Annotated in this window: 20 protein-coding genes; 1 reads left to right on the top strand and 19 read right to left on the bottom strand. The window is 38.5% G+C overall.

What is annotated here, in order from left to right; genetic code table 11:
* Positions 1-14 precede the first annotated feature (14 nt).
* Positions 15-938 carry a homoserine O-acetyltransferase MetA gene (metA, locus tag FZC41_RS04770; protein WP_148566244.1) on the top strand — a complete coding sequence of 308 codons (924 nt, stop codon included), beginning with the start codon at positions 15-17 and terminating at the stop codon, positions 936-938.
* Positions 939-1,060: 122 nt separating this feature from the next.
* On the opposite strand, the gene FZC41_RS04775 is transcribed toward metA, so the two are convergent.
* The 19 genes from FZC41_RS04775 to uvsE form a co-directional block, all read right to left on the bottom strand.
* Positions 1,061-2,395, bottom strand: a complete 1,335-nt coding sequence (locus FZC41_RS04775; protein ID WP_243136652.1) for a RuBisCO large subunit C-terminal-like domain-containing protein — start codon at positions 2,393-2,395, stop codon at positions 1,061-1,063.
* Between the two features lie 158 nt (positions 2,396-2,553).
* Entirely contained in the window at positions 2,554-2,886 is a 333-nt protein-coding gene (locus tag FZC41_RS04780) for a cupin domain-containing protein (RefSeq protein ID WP_148566246.1), read from the bottom strand.
* A gap of 19 nt (positions 2,887-2,905) precedes the next feature.
* The gene (locus FZC41_RS04785) at positions 2,906-3,274 is read right to left on the bottom strand and encodes a DUF1667 domain-containing protein (protein ID WP_148566247.1); all 369 of its coding nucleotides are present in this window, start codon (positions 3,272-3,274) and stop codon (positions 2,906-2,908) included.
* A gap of 19 nt (positions 3,275-3,293) precedes the next feature.
* Complete coding sequence (locus FZC41_RS04790; RefSeq protein WP_148566248.1) at positions 3,294-4,571, bottom strand: NAD(P)/FAD-dependent oxidoreductase; 1,278 nt, start codon at positions 4,569-4,571, stop codon at positions 3,294-3,296.
* Positions 4,552-6,051: an NAD(P)/FAD-dependent oxidoreductase gene (locus FZC41_RS04795; protein WP_148566249.1), complete on the bottom strand. Its 1,500-nt coding sequence runs from the start codon at positions 6,049-6,051 to the stop codon at positions 4,552-4,554. Before FZC41_RS04795 ends, FZC41_RS04790 begins: the two co-directional genes overlap by 20 nt.
* A 103-nt stretch (positions 6,052-6,154) precedes the next feature.
* On the bottom strand, positions 6,155-7,657 hold the full coding sequence (gene glpK / locus FZC41_RS04800; RefSeq protein WP_148566250.1) for a glycerol kinase GlpK: 1,503 nt from the start codon (positions 7,655-7,657) through the stop codon (positions 6,155-6,157).
* A gap of 67 nt (positions 7,658-7,724) precedes the next feature.
* Positions 7,725-8,729, bottom strand: coding sequence for a sugar-binding transcriptional regulator (locus FZC41_RS04805; protein ID WP_148566251.1), 1,005 nt, complete (start codon positions 8,727-8,729; stop codon positions 7,725-7,727).
* 301 nt (positions 8,730-9,030) lie between these two features.
* Positions 9,031-9,459, bottom strand: a complete 429-nt coding sequence (locus tag FZC41_RS04810) for a hypothetical protein (protein WP_148566252.1) — start codon at positions 9,457-9,459, stop codon at positions 9,031-9,033.
* Between the two features lie 26 nt (positions 9,460-9,485).
* Positions 9,486-9,905: a hypothetical protein gene (locus FZC41_RS04815; RefSeq protein WP_148566253.1), complete on the bottom strand. Its 420-nt coding sequence runs from the start codon at positions 9,903-9,905 to the stop codon at positions 9,486-9,488.
* A 200-nt stretch (positions 9,906-10,105) separates the two neighbouring features.
* Positions 10,106-11,401, bottom strand: coding sequence for an S-methyl-5-thioribose kinase (gene mtnK, locus FZC41_RS04820; RefSeq protein ID WP_148566254.1), 1,296 nt, complete (start codon positions 11,399-11,401; stop codon positions 10,106-10,108).
* 120 nt (positions 11,402-11,521) lie between these two features.
* On the bottom strand, positions 11,522-12,295 hold the full coding sequence (locus FZC41_RS04825) for an ABC transporter permease (RefSeq protein WP_148566255.1): 774 nt from the start codon (positions 12,293-12,295) through the stop codon (positions 11,522-11,524).
* A complete protein-coding gene (locus tag FZC41_RS04830; RefSeq protein WP_148566256.1) occupies positions 12,295-12,924 on the bottom strand; it encodes an ABC transporter ATP-binding protein in 630 nt (209 codons plus the stop codon). The genes FZC41_RS04825 and FZC41_RS04830 overlap by 1 nt, the downstream gene beginning before the upstream one ends.
* On the bottom strand, positions 12,915-13,739 hold the full coding sequence (locus tag FZC41_RS04835) for a nitroreductase family protein (protein ID WP_148566257.1): 825 nt from the start codon (positions 13,737-13,739) through the stop codon (positions 12,915-12,917). The genes FZC41_RS04830 and FZC41_RS04835 overlap by 10 nt, the downstream gene beginning before the upstream one ends.
* Positions 13,740-13,799: 60 nt before the next feature.
* Positions 13,800-14,633, bottom strand: coding sequence for an undecaprenyl-diphosphate phosphatase (locus FZC41_RS04840; protein ID WP_148566258.1), 834 nt, complete (start codon positions 14,631-14,633; stop codon positions 13,800-13,802).
* Positions 14,634-14,846: 213 nt separating this feature from the next.
* Entirely contained in the window at positions 14,847-16,085 is a 1,239-nt protein-coding gene (locus FZC41_RS04845; protein ID WP_170253853.1) for a serpin family protein, read from the bottom strand.
* Positions 16,086-16,182: 97 nt separating this feature from the next.
* A complete protein-coding gene (locus tag FZC41_RS04850) occupies positions 16,183-16,746 on the bottom strand; it encodes a carbonic anhydrase (RefSeq protein WP_148566315.1) in 564 nt (187 codons plus the stop codon).
* A 129-nt stretch (positions 16,747-16,875) separates the two neighbouring features.
* Positions 16,876-18,810, bottom strand: coding sequence for an HD domain-containing protein (locus FZC41_RS04855; protein WP_148566260.1), 1,935 nt, complete (start codon positions 18,808-18,810; stop codon positions 16,876-16,878).
* Between the two features lie 9 nt (positions 18,811-18,819).
* Complete coding sequence (locus tag FZC41_RS04860; RefSeq protein ID WP_170253854.1) at positions 18,820-19,839, bottom strand: sensor domain-containing diguanylate cyclase; 1,020 nt, start codon at positions 19,837-19,839, stop codon at positions 18,820-18,822.
* A gap of 115 nt (positions 19,840-19,954) precedes the next feature.
* Positions 19,955-21,214: a UV DNA damage repair endonuclease UvsE gene (gene uvsE / locus FZC41_RS04865; RefSeq protein WP_148566262.1), complete on the bottom strand. Its 1,260-nt coding sequence runs from the start codon at positions 21,212-21,214 to the stop codon at positions 19,955-19,957.
* Positions 21,215-21,419 lie beyond the last annotated feature (205 nt).

Below are 21,419 nucleotides of genomic sequence, written 5' to 3' on the forward strand. Positions count from 1 at the left end.
TCAAGGAGGAAATTATGCCCATAAGAATTCCCAATAACTTACCTGCCAATCAAATTCTGACAAATGAAAATATTTTTGTCATGGATGTAAACCGGGCCAGTCAGCAAGATATACGTCCTTTAAAAATCGCCATATTAAACCTTATGCCCACCAAAATATCAACCGAAACCCAGCTGCTCAGGTTATTGGGAAATACCCCCCTTCAAATTGAGGTCACGCTCCTGCAAACAAAAACCCATGAGAGTACCCACACCTCTTCCAAACATTTGGGCTCCTTCTATTCTTATTTTGAGGATGTAAAAGATCAACACTTTGATGGGCTCATCATCACCGGCGCGCCCATTGAAACGTTGGCGTTTGAAGATGTCGACTACTGGGACGAGCTGACGGAAATAATGGACTGGAGTAAAACAAATGTCTTTTCCACCCTGCACATCTGTTGGGGGGCCCAGGCTGGACTTTATCACCATTACGGTATTCCCAAACACTTACTGCCGCATAAAGTCTTTGGCGTATTTGAGCATCACCTGGAAAAAGAATTCGTGAAACTATTCCGTGGTTTTGATGACACTTTTTTTGCCCCGCATTCCCGTCACACCGGTATCGATCGCGAGCCAATTGACGCTCATCCCGATTTAGAAGTCATGGCGTCTTCTGATGAAGCAGGGGTTTATATTGTAATCGCCCATAAAGGACGCCAGATTTTTGTAACCGGCCATAGTGAATATGATCCTGAAACGCTAAAAGGTGAATACGATCGCGATATTTCCCAAGGAAAACCGATTAATATTCCCAATAATTATTACCCCAGTGATGACCCTACCCAACCTCCGGTTGTGCGGTGGCGGGGACATGCCAACCTGCTGTTCAGCAACTGGTTAAACTACTACGTTTATCAGGAAACGCCTTATGACAACATGTCAATCGCTGAACTTTAAATCATCCCAAAAACACCACCTGAAAAAGAGAACCAGCAAACTTTATGATATAAAGTTTGCTGGTTCTCTTCAAATTGTATCTGTAAGTCTATTATGGCCTAAATAAGGGGTAAAAGCCATCGTTAGATCAGATAGTTTTCCTTAACGTTTCCTTTTCCGTAAACGCCCCATTTAGCTAAGGCAATGCCTAATTCTTCATGTTCTCTGCCGGCTTCTTCTAAATCCTGTCCGTTCATATAGGCATCGATAGCTTGTCTAAATGCCACCGCACCTTTTCTTGGTCCTTGCGGATGACCGTGGATAGCGGCTCCGACACCCAGTAAACAGTCATTTCCGGTTTTATCAAGAATGATCGGGATTAAACCTTCAATAACGCCGCCGCCCATAAATGGTACTGACGTGTTCATATCGTATAATTTACCTGAGCAGGCAATGACTCTTGAAATATATTTGTTTTCAACATTGTCGAATTTTCCCCATGGTGCTTCAATTAAGATGATGTCCGCACCACACATTCTGGTTAATTTTGTCAATACAACTGAGCTTACGCCCTGATATTTGGCTACTGATTGAGCTCCGCCAAAGCAGCAATGTGCTAAAATCGGAACATTGATTCTGGGATCTTCGGCCAAATCTCTCAGTGCCGATAACCCAATTCCGAAAACATCAACCATAATTCCATTGGCACCGGCGGCGATTGCTCTTAAGGCATTATCTTTTAGTCTTGAAACCTCATCGGTGATGTTAACCGTATAAAGTGTTTTTTCGCCTTTAATCGCATCTGCCTTTGCAGCTGCTGCCATATTCATTTTTACGCGGTCTTCAAGTTTGTTGAAGACTCGGTCGCCACCGATTAATTCATCATCTTTGATGATATCAACCCCGCCGACTGCCGCTTCAAAGAATAATTTTGCTCCGACTTCCGGGGTGTATCCGGTACATGGCTTAATCATGTTATTTAACAATGGTCGGTCATAAACACCTAAAAGATCTCGGACTCCCTTAATGCCGAATTTTGGTCCTTTGAATTTTTTTACAAAATTCTTAGGGAAATCAACATCTAAAAGTTTTAGATAAGGCATCGCGGTGATATTTCCGGTTACTGTCGCAAAGAATAATGGTAAATTATCATCAACGTTATCGACCGGGAAACCGATTCTCATGATATAGAATCGCATTCCACCATCAGGCACCGTTTGGTCAAGATCCATTTTTAATTCAAAATCAGGTACTTCGTATACGCCGATTGTTTTGCCGGCATATCTTTCTCTAATTTCATCGGTTTCGCCGGGAACATCTACCCATGAGCCGGTTGTTTGTTCAATGGCAATACTGGCTGCTTTTAAAATTGGGTCTTCATCCTTTTCAGCTCCAACTAAATAAGTTGCAACGATTAAGTTTTCAACATCTGCACCTTCATAAAGCTTGTTCAATACATTACTATACAGTCTGTTCATTTTTTCCTCCATCACTTTTTGAGTGTTTAAATTTGGTTTGTATTATTCTATTTCTGCTGGTAATACTGACTGGTTATTGCGTAAATAGGATCCTTAACTACATTCTAATCAGCATTGGAATTATTATCAATATGGAAAATATTTTCATTCAATCTTTTTTAGATTGCCGCATGAAACCAAAAAACCTTTAAGGAAACTGAATTTTCGTCTCTCTTTAGCGCATGTTGCACCCCGGCTGGAACAATAAAGGATGTTTCCGGTTCAAGCTTAAATTCCTGATCTCCGACTTTTGCCCATCCGGTTCCTTCCAAAACCAGAAAACCTTCCTGATCTGCATGCGCCTGTGAATTGGGGTATGCTGTTTTTATATGACAGCTTATCCCTGTTTTGCATCCAGCTACACAACCATTTTTCTCATCGACTAAATAGCGACTCGTATAATCCGGTCTTTGCGTTTCTTCAACATCTCTCAAACGTACATAGTACTTCATATCAGGACTCCTTTCTTAATCAAGAAACCTTTTTGATACTTCTGCAGCAAACTAAATCCACACCTGTCCCGGCAATGTTCGGCATAACAATATCCCCGACCTTAACCGGTGAATCCAGCGCTAATTGAGTGATGGCTTTCATCACTTCAAATATTTTTTCTTTATTAACCGCTTCTTTTGTCTTTACCGGCACGAACGGCAAAGCTCCGTTATTCAGTTTGACTGTTGTTGTTATTATTCGTTTTGGTTCAGTAAACTCTGTTTTTGCATATTTAAGTCCATTATCACAAGTATAGCCAGTAATCTCATTAATTGTTTTACCGGTGTGTTTTATGGTTATACCGCAGCCTTTAGGGCAACCAATGCAAATCAACTTTTTTTCTTCCATGGCTTTTTCACCTCCATCCTTATTCTGCTTGTTCCCTGGCAATTGAAATATCAATTGAAGACGTGTCTTTGGTAACAAACTGTCTTGGCAGATTGAAAGTTATCATTGTCCCCGGTTCCACGATTGATTTTTTAACGTTCATTAATACTTTTTCAGAATTGTCTTTTACGACCAGTTTTATATCTTCATCCGGATTTTTTACCCGCAGGAAAAACTTAACGACTTTATCCTGATTATTTAAGGCATCAAAATGCTGTGGCAAAACATAACCAATATTCTTATCATGGGTAACTTCCACGATCTTTTCTTCGTCATTCATTTTACCGGTGATCAAAGCCGCGGCGGCTTTACCGGCAATTTCAGCCTCCTGGGTAACATTGTCAACCAGATCATGCACATGAAGGACATTCCCACAGGCAAATACCCAGGGAATATTTGTGATCCGTTTTTCGTTAACAATCGGCCCTTTGGTGACCCGATCCATTTCACAGCCTAATTTGTTGGTCAATTCATTTTCCGGTATTAATCCGACGGAAAGCAAGAGGGTATCGCAGCTTATATACTGCTCTGTTCCTTCGATCGGCTGAAGTTTCTCATCAACCGCTGCAATTGTAACCCCTTCAACTCGGTCTTTCCCATGAATCTCGGTGATGGTGTGACTTAAGAGGAGGGGAATACCAAAATCATCAAGACACTGCACTTTGTTTCGGACTAATCCGGTTGAATAAGGCATAACCTCAAGAACCCCTTTGACATTGACCCCTTCTAATGTTAGTCGTCTTGCCATAATTAATCCGATATCGCCAGAGCCTAAAATCACGACTTCTTTTCCGGGAATGTATCCTTCCAGATTAACATAGTTTTGGGCCGCTCCGGCTGTCATCACGCCAGCCGGTCGCTCACCAGGTATGGTCAGGGCTCCACGGGTTCTTTCTCGGCAACCCATTGCGAGTATTGTTGCCTTTGTTTCGACGATAAACATTCCGTCTTTTCGGTTGACCGCAATAATCTGTTTATCTTCCAGTATTTCCAATACCATCGTTCCCAGTTTTACGTCGATATCCGTTTTTTCCACTTCTGTAATAAAACGTTCGGCATATTCCGGTCCGGTCAATTCCTCCTTGAAGTATGATAAACCAAATCCGTTATGGATACACTGATTTAAAATACCACCCAGATATGGCGCTCGCTCACAGATCAGTATTTTTTTAACGCCGTTTCTTTTGGCTTCCAGTGCCGATGCCAGCCCGGCCGGACCGCCGCCAATGACGACTAAATCATATGCTAATTTTTTCATAATTTCGGTCTCCTTCTTCTAAAGATAATTCCTTATTCCTAGAAGCCAATACAAAAGACTTATCTCCCTTTTGCGTCACTTCAAGCGGAGAGATCTTCAGCTCTTCACTTAAAATATCCAGTACTTTAGGACCACAGAAGCCACCCTGGCAACGTCCCATGCCCGCTCTGACCCTACGTTTGACTGCATCAATATTCGTTGCTGGAATTGGTCGGTGGATTGCCTTTTTTATCTCACCCTTGCTGATCGATTCACATCGGCAAACTATTTCCCCGAAATCAGGATTCTTTTCGATCAAAGCCGTTCTTTCTTCATAGGGTAGGTCCGCCAGAACCACTGGTGCCTGTCTGCCTTTCTCATAGTTTGGTCGCGACGCGAAATCCAAGTCATGGTCTGCTTCTCTCACCAGTCCTTCAACCATCATGGCGATTGCCGGTGCTGACGTTAATCCCGGCGACTGAATCCCGGCAACATTAATGAATCCTGCTACTGTTTTGGCCGGTTCAATGATAAAGTCTTCATTCGTGCTGGCTGCTCTCAATCCTGCAAAAGTCGTAATGACATCCCCCATTCTTGGAAGTTGTGGGAATAAATGTGAAATCGTATTTCCATAAATCCCATTTAACGCTTTTGATGATGTTGCCAAATCAGTCGTATCATCAATCGTCTCGGCGTTTGAACCGGCCAGCAGGTTACCATCAACCGTCGGAACAATAATCATTCCCTTGGAAACCTTGGTTGGTGCTGAATAGATCGGATGATTTAATATCCCTCGCCATTTTTTATCATACAAAAAATACTCACCTTTTCTGGGTTTAATCTCAAAATCAATATCTTCTACCATATTTGCTATTTTATCAGCATACAACCCCGCCGCATTGATAATAACTTTTGTTTCAATATCACCTTTGTTTGTTTTAACCCCTTTAACTTTTTTATTTTCAACCATAACGTCTAAAACTTCTGTTTCCAATAAAACTTTTGCCCCATTAATCACTGCATTTTCGGCTAATGCTACCGTGAATTCGAAAGGATTGATAATTCCTGTTTCAGGTTCATACAAGCCATATTTTGCCTCCGGATTCAGATTGGGTTCCATTTCATGGAGCTCTTTCTGATTTAAGAGTTTCATTCCCTTGATGCCATTTTTCGTGCCGTTTTCAAAGGTTCCCTTCATTCTTTCAAGATCAGATTCTTCAAATCCAACCGTTATTGAGCCCAGTGGTTTTATATAGCCAACACTTAAATCGTCACATAATTGCTTGATCACTTTGTTTGCTTCTAAAGCTAATTTACCTTTTAACGTATCGCCTTTAATATTAAAGCCACTATGAATCATAGCGGAATTTGCTTTACTGGTTCCCATACACACATCACTCGCTTTTTCAACCAGGATAATATCCATATTATATTTTGCCAGTTGATGTGCAATGGAAGCACCAATTACACCACCACCAATTATTAAAACGTCTGTTTTCAAGGTGTCACCTCCATATTCTATTTGTAAAAAATGTTCATAGTCTTCGGCAGCACTTACCCGAAGTTTGTAAGCGCTGCCAAAGTAAATAATATATTAATCTGCTCTATCTGTCATTTGACCATTCAAGGGTTGCTCTTATTGCCCGTTTCCAACCCTTATAAAGATCATCCCGGGATGATTCTTCCATTTTTGGTTTAAACACCGTGTCTACTGTTCTCTTGCGAACGATTTCGTCCTGGTCTTTCCAGAATCCAACTGCCAAGCCGGCTAAATATGCTGCGCCTGCAGCCGTCGTTTCAGTGTTATCAGGTCTTTCAATATCAACATTGACAATATCAGAAGTGAATTGCATTAATAAGTTGTTATTACAGGCACCACCATCAACCTTCAATATCGACAATCGTTCGCCTAAGTCTTCCGAGAACGCATCAAACATGTCTCTTGTTTGATACCCTAAGGATTCCAGAACTGCTCTGATAATATTATTCTTGGTTGTTCCTCTTTCGATTCCAAATATCGTCGCTCTGGCATAGGAATTCCAATATGGAGCACATAAACCGGTAAAAGCCGGAATAAAATAGACGCCGCAATTGCTTATTTTCGCTTTTAACGCAAAATATTCAGAATCTGGCGATTCATCAAGCATATCCATCTCATCACGGAGCCACTGAATGGCCGATCCGGCCGAGAAGGCAACCGCTTCCAGAAGATATTCCACCTTCCCATTGATCCCCCAACCGATTGTTGTCGTCAATCCGTTGTTTGACAAGAAGGGTTTTTCACCAATATTCACGGTCATAACCCCGGCGGTTCCGTAGGTGAATTTTGCCATACCCTTTTTAAAACAGCATTGACCGAATGTTGCCGCCTGCTGATCACCGGCATCTCCGGTAATCGGAATTTCACGTTTAAATATTTTTGCAGTTACGCCAAAATGACCGCTGCTTTCCTGAACTTTTGGCAACATACTGGCCGGCACGTTCAAGAGCTTCAATAAATCTTCATCCCACTTCAGGTCATGAATATTAAACATTAAGGTTCGGGAAGCATTGCTGTAATCTGTTGCATGGGTCTTCCCACCGGTCAGATTCCACATAATCCAGGCATCGACATTTCCAAAGATTAAATCACCTTTTTCTGCTCTTTCCCTTGCCCCTTCAACATTATCAAGTATCCATTTAACTTTTGTACCGGAAAAATAGGAATCAATCATTAATCCCGTTTTTTCTCTAACGACTGCTTCAATTTTCGGATCATCCGCTTTTAGCTGATCGCAATATTCTGCCGTTCTTCGATCCTGCCACACGATGGCATTGTAAACAGGTTCTCCGGTATTTTTATCCCATACAATTGCTGTTTCGCGCTGGTTTGTGATGCCGATCGCAATGATTTCTTCTTCTTTGATGTTTGATTTTTTCATTGCTTTCTCAATAACTTCACCGGTAACCGCCCACATCTCCATCGGATCCTGTTCTACCCATCCTGAAGCCGGATAAAACTGATTAAATTCTTTTGCAAATACGCTTACAATATCTCCGTCATGATTAAAGAAAATCGCTCTAATGCTGGTAGTACCCTGGTCAATACTTAAAATATACTCCTTCATCCGTTTCTTACCACCTTTTTTTTTATTAAAAATGCAATGGTTAGCATTTTTTCTATTTTAAAATTCTTTACTGTTCTTTTTCTTTTGCATACAGTCTCATAATTTCCCGGCCAAGTGCGTAGTCGATAATCAGAACATTCACGAGATTGCCTTTTAATACTGAAAGAATTGTATGAGCCTTGTGTTCTCCGGAGGCAATGGTAATTTTTGTGTTTATTTTCTTAAACTTCTCTAAATCAATCGCTATGGTTCGGTCCCTTAAATCTCCGCCGCATTCCTCTCCACGATCATTAATAAATCGCAAGGCAATGTCACCGTACACGTTTTCACTTTGAAGAACTTTCAATTCTGCTTCGGTCAAATAATCTCTGCCTGCTAATACGGAACTCAAGTCCGGATACATCGATCCAATCCCATTGATTGAAATCGTTACTTTATCAAACATATCAAAAACAACTTTCGTGTTTTTTTCATTTCTGATTGAATCAGCGGTCGCTTTACTGCTCAATAATGCTTCTGTCAGAAGATAATATTGCCTCCCGCCGAATGCCATGGCCATTCTTGATACCAGTGTTCTTACATCTAATTCAGAATCACAGAATGCGATGCTCCCATGAAGCGTAACAAAGGCAGCATCCACTTTTTGGCAGGGATTTAGATAATGGATCAAATAATACATCGTGGTGCCCCATGTGATGCCCAACACGTCATTTTTTCTAATAATTCTCTGCAAATACCTGGCGCCTTCAAGGGCTACCAGCTTCTTAACCGACTCGGCGGTATTTTGCGCATCATCGACATGATTTAAAAAATCATTCGGTGCAATGATCACGTCCTTTAATCCAAATGTATTCAGTAGTTCTTCTTCCAGGTGCATGCATTCAATATAGGGATCTCTGATGACGAATTCCACAATTTTTTCTTCTCTGGCTTTTTTGATAAGCCGAGAAACAGTTGTTATTGATATATTCATCTTTTTAGCGATTTCAGTCTGGGGCTCATTTTTTATATAGTACAAATAGGCCGCTTTTGAAATTGCAAAATTTGATTGATTATATACTTCAGGTTCCATAATCACCCTTCTTTTTTCATCTGCTCAAATAAGCATTATTTAGCTTGTTTTTTTAAATATAAAAGCAATTCTGAATAACAAATTTACAAATTATTATCCTTTTTCTTTTGAGTTATTCAAAACCTGCTTATAATTGTGATTATACTTCCCGTGCTATTTATTAACAATAGCGAAAATATTTTCACTAGAAATTTATTATCGAATCTTAATTATATAAAATTAAAAAAACGCAGCGATTACATGCTGCGTTCCGACTCTTAAAAAAGACTATTCTCTTGCCAATTTGTATTTTCAGACTTTTCTAATATGAAGCTTTCTTTTTTGATAAAACGACTTTAAATTTCCAGCCATTTTCTTTGGCTGCAGATTTTACAATTTGATTGAGCTTTCCTATATCAAAGTCATATTCGTAAGCTTTTCCATCGGTACTATACTGCACAGCCTTGACCTTCCGTGCTAATGTCGACCCGTTTTGTGAATAACTATCCTTAGTGAATCCAAATGAAAAGCCACTCTTAATTTCTTTGGTCAATTCCCAAAAATTGATGGTTTCTTCTTTTTCATTGAATAAAACAGCATTTTCATAATGAATTTTTATTTTCCCAGTTGGATATTTTACATCTAACAATTCCTGATCAACCGCAATATCTGATGAACCACCAATTTCAGGGATGATTCCAATAGCCTCATACTGTTTAGCAATACTATCAATCATTTCTTTTTTTTCCATTTTATCACCTTCTTCACATTAAATTCTTATTTAACCACAAATTCATTGACCGTGTCCGGCGTATCACGTTCATCAATATAGATCTCTACTGAATAGTTACCCGGCTGGGTGACAAGTGCTGCTGGCAAATAACCGGCCAGAGGTGCATCGCTAACATCTCCATTTGTAATGGTTATGGAATCTACTTTCTGCCCTTCGCAATACCATATAAAGGTAATATTTGTATCGTTCGGTGCATTTTTCAACTCTGCAGCTACATAAACATCGCTATTAACAGGAAATTCTGTCACATTATCAATGGGGGCATAACTATCATCAATACCTGTTGTCATTACCGCGTTGCTTACCTTCGCGGTAGTAGCACTGCAGCTCGCTCCCATAAACAGCATCGAAACCACAAGAACGGTGATTGCCAATAAATATCCTGTGAATTTGCTCTTTTTCATGATTATTTCCTCCTTAATTTTATTCCTATCTTTATGTGATTGTTTTACCCTATTATCTTAAATAAAAACAGAATTGTTCAATTATTTCTAAAGCAAACTAAAAAACAACCTTAAATACTTTTTCTGCAAAAAAGTAATTTAAAGTTGTTTTTTATAAATTATTCAATCTTATTTGATGATTATTCCTCCCGATCAGTCTGTCATTTTACACGAATTCCGGATAAATCCTGACCTTTTAAGGCCTTCATCACATCAAAATAACGATAGGTAATTGTTTCGATTATTTTGATTATGTCCTCAACCGCATCCACTTCTTCACGTCTCATAATTAATGCATCCGCAATAAGCAGGGAAAGTCTTCTTGCGCAATTACGGCTAACGGGGTTTTTCAACGCATCAAAATCCGGCAGAGGAAGTAAACCTGCGACCCGACTGACAATTTGACAACCTGCGAATCCGCATACTTCTTTAATGTAATTCTTAAGAACAACCTCCCGATATTCGGGATACTCCCGATAAATGGGTTTTGCATCTTTATCCCAGCATTCAGAATAGACTCTGATATATTCATTGACCACAGCGCTTATGTAACCAATAATTTCTTTTCGATAGGCTTTTCGAGATTCCCGGGTCCCTTCAGTATGATGGAACCAGGCAATATATTCATAAATCAAATTTCCGATAAGATACCCTGTATCCGATGACAACGGTCCCATAAAAGGATACTCCATATCGATGACTTTCATCTCATTTTCGCCAATCATGATATTTGAAGTATGCAAGTCGCCATGGACTAAACACTCGCTTCTTTTCATATAAATGGCCCGAAGCTTTAACAATTCCACCCGAACTTCCCGTTTATCCCAAAACAATTCAGCCATCGCTAAATGATTGGGGTCAACTTTCGAAAGCTTCTCAAGCTTTTCATTGTCTGATAGATATCTTTTTAAAAATTGGCCGGTTTCCATGATTTGTCGCATTTCCGGATTCATAAACTTACATTCCAGCGCTTTGTGTGCGATCTGATCTAAATAAATTTCAGACGTATAAAAATTTGATTTTGCCATATATTCCCCAATTTTTTTGGGGAATTCAGGGAACGATTTTCCCTTAATTAATTCAAAACGCATAATTTTCAGGCGACTGCAATCTTCATAAACAAATAAATTATTTTCCGGATCAACATGATACATTTCCGGCAAATATTCCGGGGTGATTGCCGCCCTCAGCTTAATAATTGCCGCTTCGGTCTGATTTCGTTTTGTCGTCAGTTTTGCCGCTTTTCCAAAAATGCGCATATAGGGCTTAGCCTGCTTTACAATAACTGATTTTCCGGTTTTATCCCAAACCCGATAAATGTGATTGACAAAACCGTCCCCGTCTTCTTCTTCGCCGCCGATTTCATAGACATCAAGGATTGCCTCTGCGGGAAAAATATTCGTATATGCTTTTATATATTCAATGACTATTTCCGGATTTAAATCGCTGTAGGACATATCTTACCTCGCATCATCTTACTTGCTAACCATTTTTATTCATTCTATCATGATCATGAGTCTAAAGAAATGAACTATTTATTTCAATAATGCGATTTTTTTGCATAATCACCTTAAAATCTAGATTTTTAAACGATCATATGAATCAAACGCCTTTTTCCGGGTTAAAAGAATTGATAAATGAATGCCAAAGTATCGAGAGATTAAGATCGCCGCCATAATGACAATTTGGTAAACAATCGCCGTCATCGGCATGGAACCACCTAAAATTTGACCCGTCATCATTCCGGGAAGCGAAACCAAACCGATCGTTTCCGTTGTTGCAATGGTGGGATTTAAGCAGGCTATAACCGCTTCTTTGTACCAGGGCAGGGTCGCTTCCCATTGATTGGCAGACAAAGCTAACCGGTAATGATATTCTCGTTCATTTTTTTTCAATCCATTATAGAAGGTATTGATCCCAATGATATTCCCGCTTAAACTATTACCCAATAACATTCCCATTAAGGGAATATAATATTGGGCATCAAAAATGTTATTGAGTCCAATAACAAATTGATTAATAAAAAGAATCATGATCATATTGGGAATTCCAAAGCCCAGTAAAATAGGGATTAGTTGGCTCCTTAAGGTTAATCCGCAGGTTTTTACCGTTGATAAAGCAGCTGCTGAAATCATAAAAAGAATGTAGGCCGAATTTACCCAGGGGTTATTAAAAAGAAAAATATATTGAAGAAAAAATCCGACTAAAACTAATTGAATCGTCATCCGAAATACGGCATAAATAAAGCGTTTATTTATATTGATTCGCATCTTGTAATTAATTATTACGAGTGGAATCATAAAAACAAGTAAATAGAATGGTGTGTAAAATGATATTTCCTGAACGCCCATTACCAAGACACCTCCGTTAGCCCTCGGCCATGATAGATATCATCGTGTGTTACAATCAGTATCGTCTTATCATAGCATAATAAGATATCCACAATCTTTTTCTTAAGTTCTAAGTCCAACCCCGTTGTTATTTCATCCAATATCAAAATATCACGATCCAATAGAATTCCCATGATGATTGCCAATCGCTGACGTTCACCACCGGAAAGGGAATTCACATCTTTTTCAATTGTATCCGATGGCAGTAAAAAATCATCAAGCCACTTTATTAAATGCTCTTTTGTGTATTTCAAATGACGATTAGCCTGAAATTTAAATACTTCGTCGAATACTTCGCCGACAATTCCTTTTGGGATGTCGGCATCTTGACTTACATAGGCTATTTTCTTTCGGATAAGATTGACCGTATCCCCGGATAATTTCATTTCATCAACAAAAATTTCGCCGTTATTCGGAATAACAAAACCTAACAGCATTTTAACCAGGGACGTTTTTCCGCTTCCCGACGGTGCTGATAAAAGGACTTTTTCATTCTTATTTATTTCAAGATTGAATCCTGAAATAATCGTCCTTTCATCAAATTTCAAATCAATATTTCGATATTCAACCAGCGGCATTTTTATCGCCATGAAATTTCCGGTTTTTTACGTGGCACGGTTCGTTGATATTCAACTCCCGGATAACCGATAACCAAACAGGCGATGATCTTTTTTGCATCGTCTTCAAGACCTAAAAAGGCCCTGATCTTTTCACTGTTGTTGGCGGCGCGAACAAAAAAACCGCTGTAAAACATTCCCAAGCCCTGGGCCTGAGTCATTAATTCCATTGATGATGCTGCCAGACCGCCATCAATCGGAGAATCAGAAACAACCAATATAACATTAGGCGCTTTAAAAAATAAACTCGTGGGCAATTCTGGATTTTTCAAATAGTCTTCATACATTTTCGACCACCGCTTCGCGTAATATGAAGACAATGATGTTTCATTCTGATCATTTTTTAAATAGCTTTTTCCGAGATCATCCAGGCTTTCCAGGGCCAACTTTGTCAGCTCAGGAAGCCCCTCTTGAACGACAATATAAGATACCGGCTGGCGATTGCTTCCCGTCGGCGTAAAACGGCCGGCTTCAATAATCTGTTCGAGCTTGTTTTTCTCCACCGGTTTATCTTTAAATTGACGAACCGCCCGTCTGAATTTAATAAAATTGAGCAGCTTTTCTGAGCCTATCGCAAAACTCTCGGCATCATATTCTTTCACCTCTGTCATGTCGTAATCCGTTATGCTCACGGCATTAACCGGACAAATGGCAATACAATGCCCACATTTTATACAATTGACATTTTTAGGTTCGGCCTTATCATTCTTGACAACAATATCCTGTGGAAAGCAGTCCTCGACACATTTTTCACAGCCAATACATTTTTCCTGATTAATCTCAATCATTTTTGCCTCCCTTAATATATTAATATTTTTCAGTGCCTGCGGCGAATTGAAAATCCTGGTTTATAATTGACCGGAGATTAAGAAATAGGCTAACACAATCACCCCTAATACGATTCTGTACCATCCAAAAATCTTGAAGTTATTCTTTTTAATATAGTTCATTAAGAACTTAATCGCCAGTATTGACGTTAGAAAAGCGGTAACCATTCCGACCAGCAGAATAACCACTTCCCAACCGGTAAAAGCAAATCCGAACTGAACGAGTTTTAAAAAGCTTATCCCAAACATAACCGGAATGGCCATGAAGAAAGTAAATTCTGCCGCAATCGTTCGGGATGTTCCCAGAATCATACCGCCGATAATTGTCACTCCGGAACGGGAAGTCCCTGGTATAATCGATAATGCCTGAAACAAACCAATCAGCAATGCTGTTTTATAAGTAATCTCGGGTAATTTGACGATTTCCGGTTTTCGTTTTTTGTTGTAATTCTCAACCACAATAAAGAGAATCCCATAAAAAATCAACATTGCTGAAACGGTTATTGGATTCATGAACAGTTCATCAATGATCTTGTTAAGCAATACATATATCACGATTCCCGGTAGACAGGCCACCAGAATTTTCGACCACAGTATTGCAATGTTTTTCCTTACCACCAGCTTTTTGTCTTTGTATGTAAATGGCACCAATTTGTGCCAGTAAATATACACAACTGCTAAAATCGCCCCTAATTGAATCACATATAGGAACATCTTTATGAACGAATCCGACATGTTCAGTTTTATAAACTCGTCCACTAAAATCATATGTCCGGTACTGCTAATCGGCAACCACTCGGTTATCCCTTCTACGATGCCCAGAATGATGGCTTTTAAAATCTCTATAAATCCCATGTTTCCCTCTCTTTTGTCCTTATTTATAAGTCCTTAATCTCTTTAGTCAGATATTTTTCTATTTAACTGTTGAGATAATAAACTGCTAACATTAATATTACTTTTTAATGCAAAAAATTACAACTTTTTTTAATATATTTAAGCTAATATCTCAAAAAAAGAATGGTGCCGACTCAATCGAGACGGCACCGCTTTTTTTCTGACAACAAACTATTAGTTGCTGGGATTCTGGACTGCACCCATAAAAACAATCGCCCCGGTCTGACTGTCCTGAATGGCATAAAAGAAAGGACGGTTGAATTTCAGCTCAAAATCATACTCCGGCATGCTGGTAGCCGTCATTCCCGTCGAGGTTACCGCTGCTGCTTCTGTCCCTGACTCATCCACTTGAAGAAAGGTTTTATGTTTGACTTCACTAATGAAAATATTTTGGCCGAAATCACCGGTCACCATACCAGAGAAATCTGCCTTACCACTTTTAAAAGCGATACCCAATCCTAAACTTGTCAACGCTTCATTTAAAGATTTTTCGTATGCTATTGTGAATCTTGGCAGCATTAACGTCCCCTGCTTTTCCTCAAAGGAGGAAAGCCAACCGGCCCAGTTTTCGCTGTTAAGCTGGCTCTGGAATTGCTCCAGACTTGAGTCTTCATCCGGCAGGAAAAGAACCATCGCCATTCGATTTTCTTCCCCATAAGGCAAACGCAGCGCTTGAAAGTTCTGGCCTTTAAAATAGCTGAAAGAGCCGCTCTGATACATCATGGGCACCGTCACCGACTGATCAGCTTGGGTAAGAAATATTTGGTCAGATGTCAAATTTTTATCAAACTGGTGGGTCCATTCGCCTTTAAAATAAACAGCATTGATAAGAAACAGAACACTTGACGAATCAACCGGCGGTTCCACAATTTCTGTAATCAACCCCTGGGTGTTCTTTTTAACCCATTTGTTGATGATATTGGCTGCATTGGAATCGTTAAAGTCCAACTTCTGACTAGCGGCATGATAAAAAGCTTCAACATTATTTGTAAATTCAGAAGCGAATTCAAAATCCTGATTCAGCCAGACGGAATTGGCAATACTCAGTGTAACCTTTGGATCTGCCGTGCTTAACAGATAAAGAAGGGCCTGGTTGTTCTTATTCAGTTCTTCAATCTCATAACCTTTTACTTTTAATACCTCAGCCATCGCTTCTTTTGTATCTCCCTGAGCGCCATTATATGCCATCGTTAAATCCATGGCGACACTGGTCGGCGAAATCATGATGTTTTCACCGTCACTGGAGAGTTCTCGATAGAGATTAAAACCAAAATCGTTGTTTTTAGCCGCTATGGTTTTTTGAAAAGAATTGAGAATACTGTCACTAGGTTTAGGTACTGTAGACGTCTGATTCTCACAACCTGACAGGAGTAAACTGGCTGTTATCAGCCCAGCTATAACTGATTTTTTCATTTCCATATAATCTCCTTTCTCACGATTCTACCGAATTACCTGTCAATATTATTGCTTTCCTGAACTGCAGAATTTTAAAATTCATCTAACCGGGTAATTAAAAAAAGTCGACCTTTCCGGTACTTATATCATATTTCGCCCCAAACACCTTAACACTTTCCGCCTCCACCAGTTCATTAACCAACTTACTACTTAAAATTCGGTTCATGCTGTTTTCAATATTAAGCCGCTCACAGATGCTAACATCTGCTTCCTCTTTAAGGGCTGGTTTTATTTCATCAATTATCGATTGGATATGGCCTTCTCCATGTCCGGACATAGCGGCTGAAACAGCTCCGCAATGATTATGCCCCAATACGATAACGACACGTACCCCTAAATGTCCGACGGCATATTCAATGCTTCCTAATTCAAAATCACCAATGACGTTCCCTGCTGTTCTGATCACAAAAAGTTCACCGATACCGGCCGAAAAAACATGCTCTGGGGGCACCCGGGAATCCGAGCAGGTAACAATCACTGCATCCGGTTTTTGTCCATCCCGGGAAGTTGTTGTCCTGACAAAATTAGAAATATCGCCATGGTTCTTCTCTAGTTCTGTAAAATTTTCATTGCCTTTTTTCAGTGTTTCAATTACTGTTTCAATTCCCTTTATTCCCATTGTATCCACTCGCTAACCTCTTTCAAATTTAGTTCGCTGTTATAAACACTTGTTAAAATTCATTGGGATTTAAATTTCAGACATCATTTTTTTCTATGCTTAACGCCCAAGTTTTCTCTGTATTTTTACTCACTGTACCATTTTATCCGAATATACCACTTCAACAAACAGCCTTGCAATATTAGGGTCAAACTGATTTCCTGCACACCTTTTGATCTCAGCAATTGCCTCATCTTTTCTCAATCCTTTTCGATATGTTCGGTCGCTGGTCATTGCGTCAAAAGAATCCGCCACGGCAACAATCCTGCCCTGCAGCGAAATCTCCTCCCCCTTTAAACCTTTGGGATAGCCTTTACCATCCCATCTTTCATGATGCTCAAGAATATAATCAGCCATTTCTGAAAATTCATTGACCGAGCTTAATATTCGATAGCCAATTTCAGGATGTTTTTTAATTTCTTTCCATTCATCCATATTTAGCTTCCCCCGTTTATTTAAAATATTTTCATCAATTCCCATTTTTCCGATATCATGAATTAATCCCGCGGTTTTAATCCGATTAATCTCATCCTGGTCAAATTTCATTTCTATTCCTATCTTTTCACAAATTCGGCTCACTCTTGTTGAATGCATCATCTCTCGGTCGCTTTTTTCATAAAGTGTGTTCATAATTATTTCAATGGTTTTACTTCTTTTACTTGTACTTTCGTACAGCTTATGCTGATACATATTATCTTCTGCATTTTTAAGTATCTTTTGGATGTTTTCTTCTTTTCTCTCTTTTGTATGATTGCCAAACGCAATCGAAAGTTTTAATCCTTTAACCTTTTCTTTCACTGCCAGAGCTTCTATGTCTTTTATTATATCAGCGGCCGTATTCTGGGCAGTTTTAGGTAGAATAATAACAAACTCATCTCCGCCAAGTCTAGCGACAACATCACTTTTTCTGCAACCATTTTTAATCACTTCTGAAGCCTTTTTTAGAAGTTCATCGCCAATGGCATGTCCAAAAGAATCATTGATGATCTTCAAACCGTTAACATCTGCCATCACCAAAGTAAGCGGAAGATTTTCTTCTTTATCTAATTTTGACAGTACTTCTTCGTAAAATCGCCGATTAAATAACCCCGTTAAATAATCATGGTAGCTTAAATAGCGAATTTTCTCTTCTGTCTTTTTTATCCGTGTGATATCTTGAATTGTTCCAAAATTGCCTATATGATTTTCATGATCATCTAATTTTGGAATAACCCGCACATTCACGATTCGCTCTTCCAAATCCGGCCTGATGGCTCGGAAAATAAAATCTGCCGGTAATCCTTTATTTAATACCTTTTGCATATTCTCAAGCACATACGACAAATCATCGGGATGTACATATTTGACTAATTTTTCTTTATGATCAATCAATATTTCAGAGGAAACGCCAAAAATATTTAGTGCTTCATCAGAATAAGTCATTTTATCATCGGCTATATTATGTTCATAATTACAAAGATGTGCTAAATTTTGAGCTTCCATCAAAGCTTTTTCGCTTTTTTTTCTAGCCTCATTTTCCTTTTCCAGATCACTCAGCAATCTGATCGTCTTTTCATGCGCGACTTCCAATTCCCGGGTTTTTTCCCTCACTAACGCACTAAGGCTAATCTTCTCATTTCGTTTTTGAACGTTTGCATTTTTTATTTTCGTCATTGCACGCATTTGTGAAATAAGTTCATACTCATCAATTGGCTTATAAAGGAAACCTTCCGCTCCACATTCTAATGCCAATATACGATTTTCTTTATCACCTCTGGATGTGGTAACAAAAACTACTGGTATATCTGAAAGATCTGTTTTCGATTTCAGTTTCCGGCATACTTCAAAGCCATCCATCTCCGGCATAATGATATCTAAAAAAACAATATCCGGATCCTCTATCGCTGCAATTTCCAAACCTTTTTGTCCATCAAGGGCCATCAATACTTTAGCATCTGGAAAAGCATTATTGATCATCGCTTTCAACATCACTATATTATCTTGATTGTCATCGATCACCAACAACTTCAACTGTCTATTTTTCACAAATCACCTCTAAAAAATTTCTATCTGATTTCTCCCTTTATCTTTAGCCTTATTCAGGGCCAGATCGGCTCTGGAAACAATATTGGCTGGCAAAAGGTCTTTTTTATATTCAGCTATTCCAAAACTGGCCGTCAGCTTGCCAACTTTTGTAAAATTAAAATCATCAATTATCACTCTTAACTTTTCTGCCAATACAATTGCACCATCTTTATCTGTATCTGGCAGAAGGATCAGGAATTCTTCACCATTCCATCTTCCCACTATATCGATTGACCTTACATTTTCTTTAATTATCTTTGCATACTCCACAATCACTGTGTCGCCAATCTGATTTCCATATGTCTCATTCACCATTTTTAAAGAGTCAATATCCACTAGTATTATTGCAAATGGCCGCTCTGTTCTTTCTGAACGTTCAAGCTCCCTTTCCAGAATTTCATCAATTTTTATTCGGTTATAAACTTGAGTGAGTTTATCTGTAATCGAAAGCAGCTTAATTTCTTCTTCCAGCCTTCTTCTTTCAGATATATCCTTGATTATAATTAAAACATGCGGTTTTCCTTTCATATTAATAACTCGAGATGAAACGAGTCCAATAATCGCGGCTTCATTTTCATTATTTACAGCAATTTCCATTTCCAGTCCATTACAAAAACCACTTTCTTTTAATTCTTCAATCACTCTTTTATCAAGTTCGAAATACAAATCAGGTACCCGCGCATTTTCGTCTAAAATCTCTTCTTCTCTGATCTTGATAACATCTGCAAAGGCTTTATTATATGCAACCAGTTGTCCTTCTTCCATGGTTATAATAATTGCTGCCTCATTCATCATTTGAAATCCCAGTTCAAAATTCTCTTGCGCCAGTTTTAGTTCTTTGACTGAATTTTGAATCGACTTGATCGCTGCATCAAGTTCCAGGAAATCCGGATTTTGGATAAACTGTTCCGGAATAATTCCACTTAACTTTCCAGGAATAACCAGGGTCTTAATATAATCAATCAGTTCTTTTGTATCTTTATTTAACATGGTCATTCCTATAAACGCTTTCGCCACTCAGAGAATTGTCCTTAATCAATTTAAAAGCACCTTTACAGTTCATGATTTTATCCCCCAAATTTTATTATTTCATTTTTTGTGATTTTTACACCATTTCATAATAATAAGATTCTAATAGATATGCCTGTTCGTATTTAACTGCCATTTTCCATAAATTTTTCTTTACCTTTTTAATCGATACTTCCCCCTTTTCGTACCGATCCAGCAGCTTTAAAAAATATTTTTTTTCACTGGGCAACGCATTACTTCTAAAATAGCCCCATATATGTTGTGCAACATTAATCGAATTTCCAATAGTTGTTTCTTTTTGCAAAGCATTTTCAATCAAATGATAAAATTCAATGGCGGGATAATTGTTTTTATTGTGTAATAGCTTTCGGATTTCCAGATAGTCCAAGGGTGACCTTTCTAAAATTGCATATTTATACCGACTCCATTCTCGTTCAAGCACATTAATTTTTCTATCTTCAGATGTGCAGTTTATGCATTTTATTGCGGAAAGGTTTTTATCTTTAACTTCAAGCATGATATCAAGATTATCGTCATCCAATCTGTCGTAAAAGGCCATAAACTCATCAATCCTTATGTTCTTGGAATGTGAACCCTGCTTTTTTTCAGGGTTCTGCTGCGAGTAATGGATTTTTTGATTGCCATCCTTTTTTTTCCATGTTTTTTTGCTTTCTTTAATCCAGAAGGCATCCGTTTTTTCCTCTTTGCAAGGGTTAACCTTATGATGAAGAACATCAAAAATAACCGGAATATCCAAATAATTTCCTATTTCCAACACATCACAGATTGTGTAACACTTGCCATCGTTTTCAATAACCAATCGGTTCTTAATCCTTTTATCTAATCCTTGATAATTTTTTATGAATCTCTGTTTCCCCTTATTTTTGTTATTGTATACTCCTCCGATGTGCAGAACGATTTTATGTTCAGTTCCGACGCCAAGACTATCTAACAAGCAGGTATGATAATTCAAGTCTTCTATGGCTCTTTTCACTATATCATCATCTATAGCATTTAATACCGTATACTGACCAGGATGTAGTGAAACACGCATTCCACTTTGCCTGATTTTTTTACCAATATGGGCCAGCTTCTTATCAAATAGTTCCCACCAATTAAAATGATTCACCGGGCTGGAGCCAAAGGGAATTAACGAAGAACTTATTCTAAAAAGGTTGATATCATTTTTTAAATTGTAATCAATCATATTTTCAAGCACATTCAAATTATGCTCAATCAATTCAATCAATTTTTCATCGGAAGCATTTTTTAGCAAGCAAGTTTTTAAATCTGTATTTGGCACACCTACCGTTAAACATGCATATCCTATCTTCATCAAACCCCTTCTTTCTTTAAATTAATACTCAATGAATTCCTTTATGATGCTTGTTTTTTATTTATTATAACATATCGTTTGCAAAAACAATATCAAGAAAGCGCTTTTCAATTTTCGCTTTTTTTCACTGACGTTCGCACTCATTTGCCTTTTTACCCCAGTACAAATAAAAAGCTGCCAAACAGGAAGAATTTTTTCTGTTTGA

Source organism: Acetobacterium paludosum (assembly GCF_008086595.1).
GTDB lineage: Bacteria > Bacillota > Clostridia > Eubacteriales > Eubacteriaceae > Acetobacterium > Acetobacterium paludosum.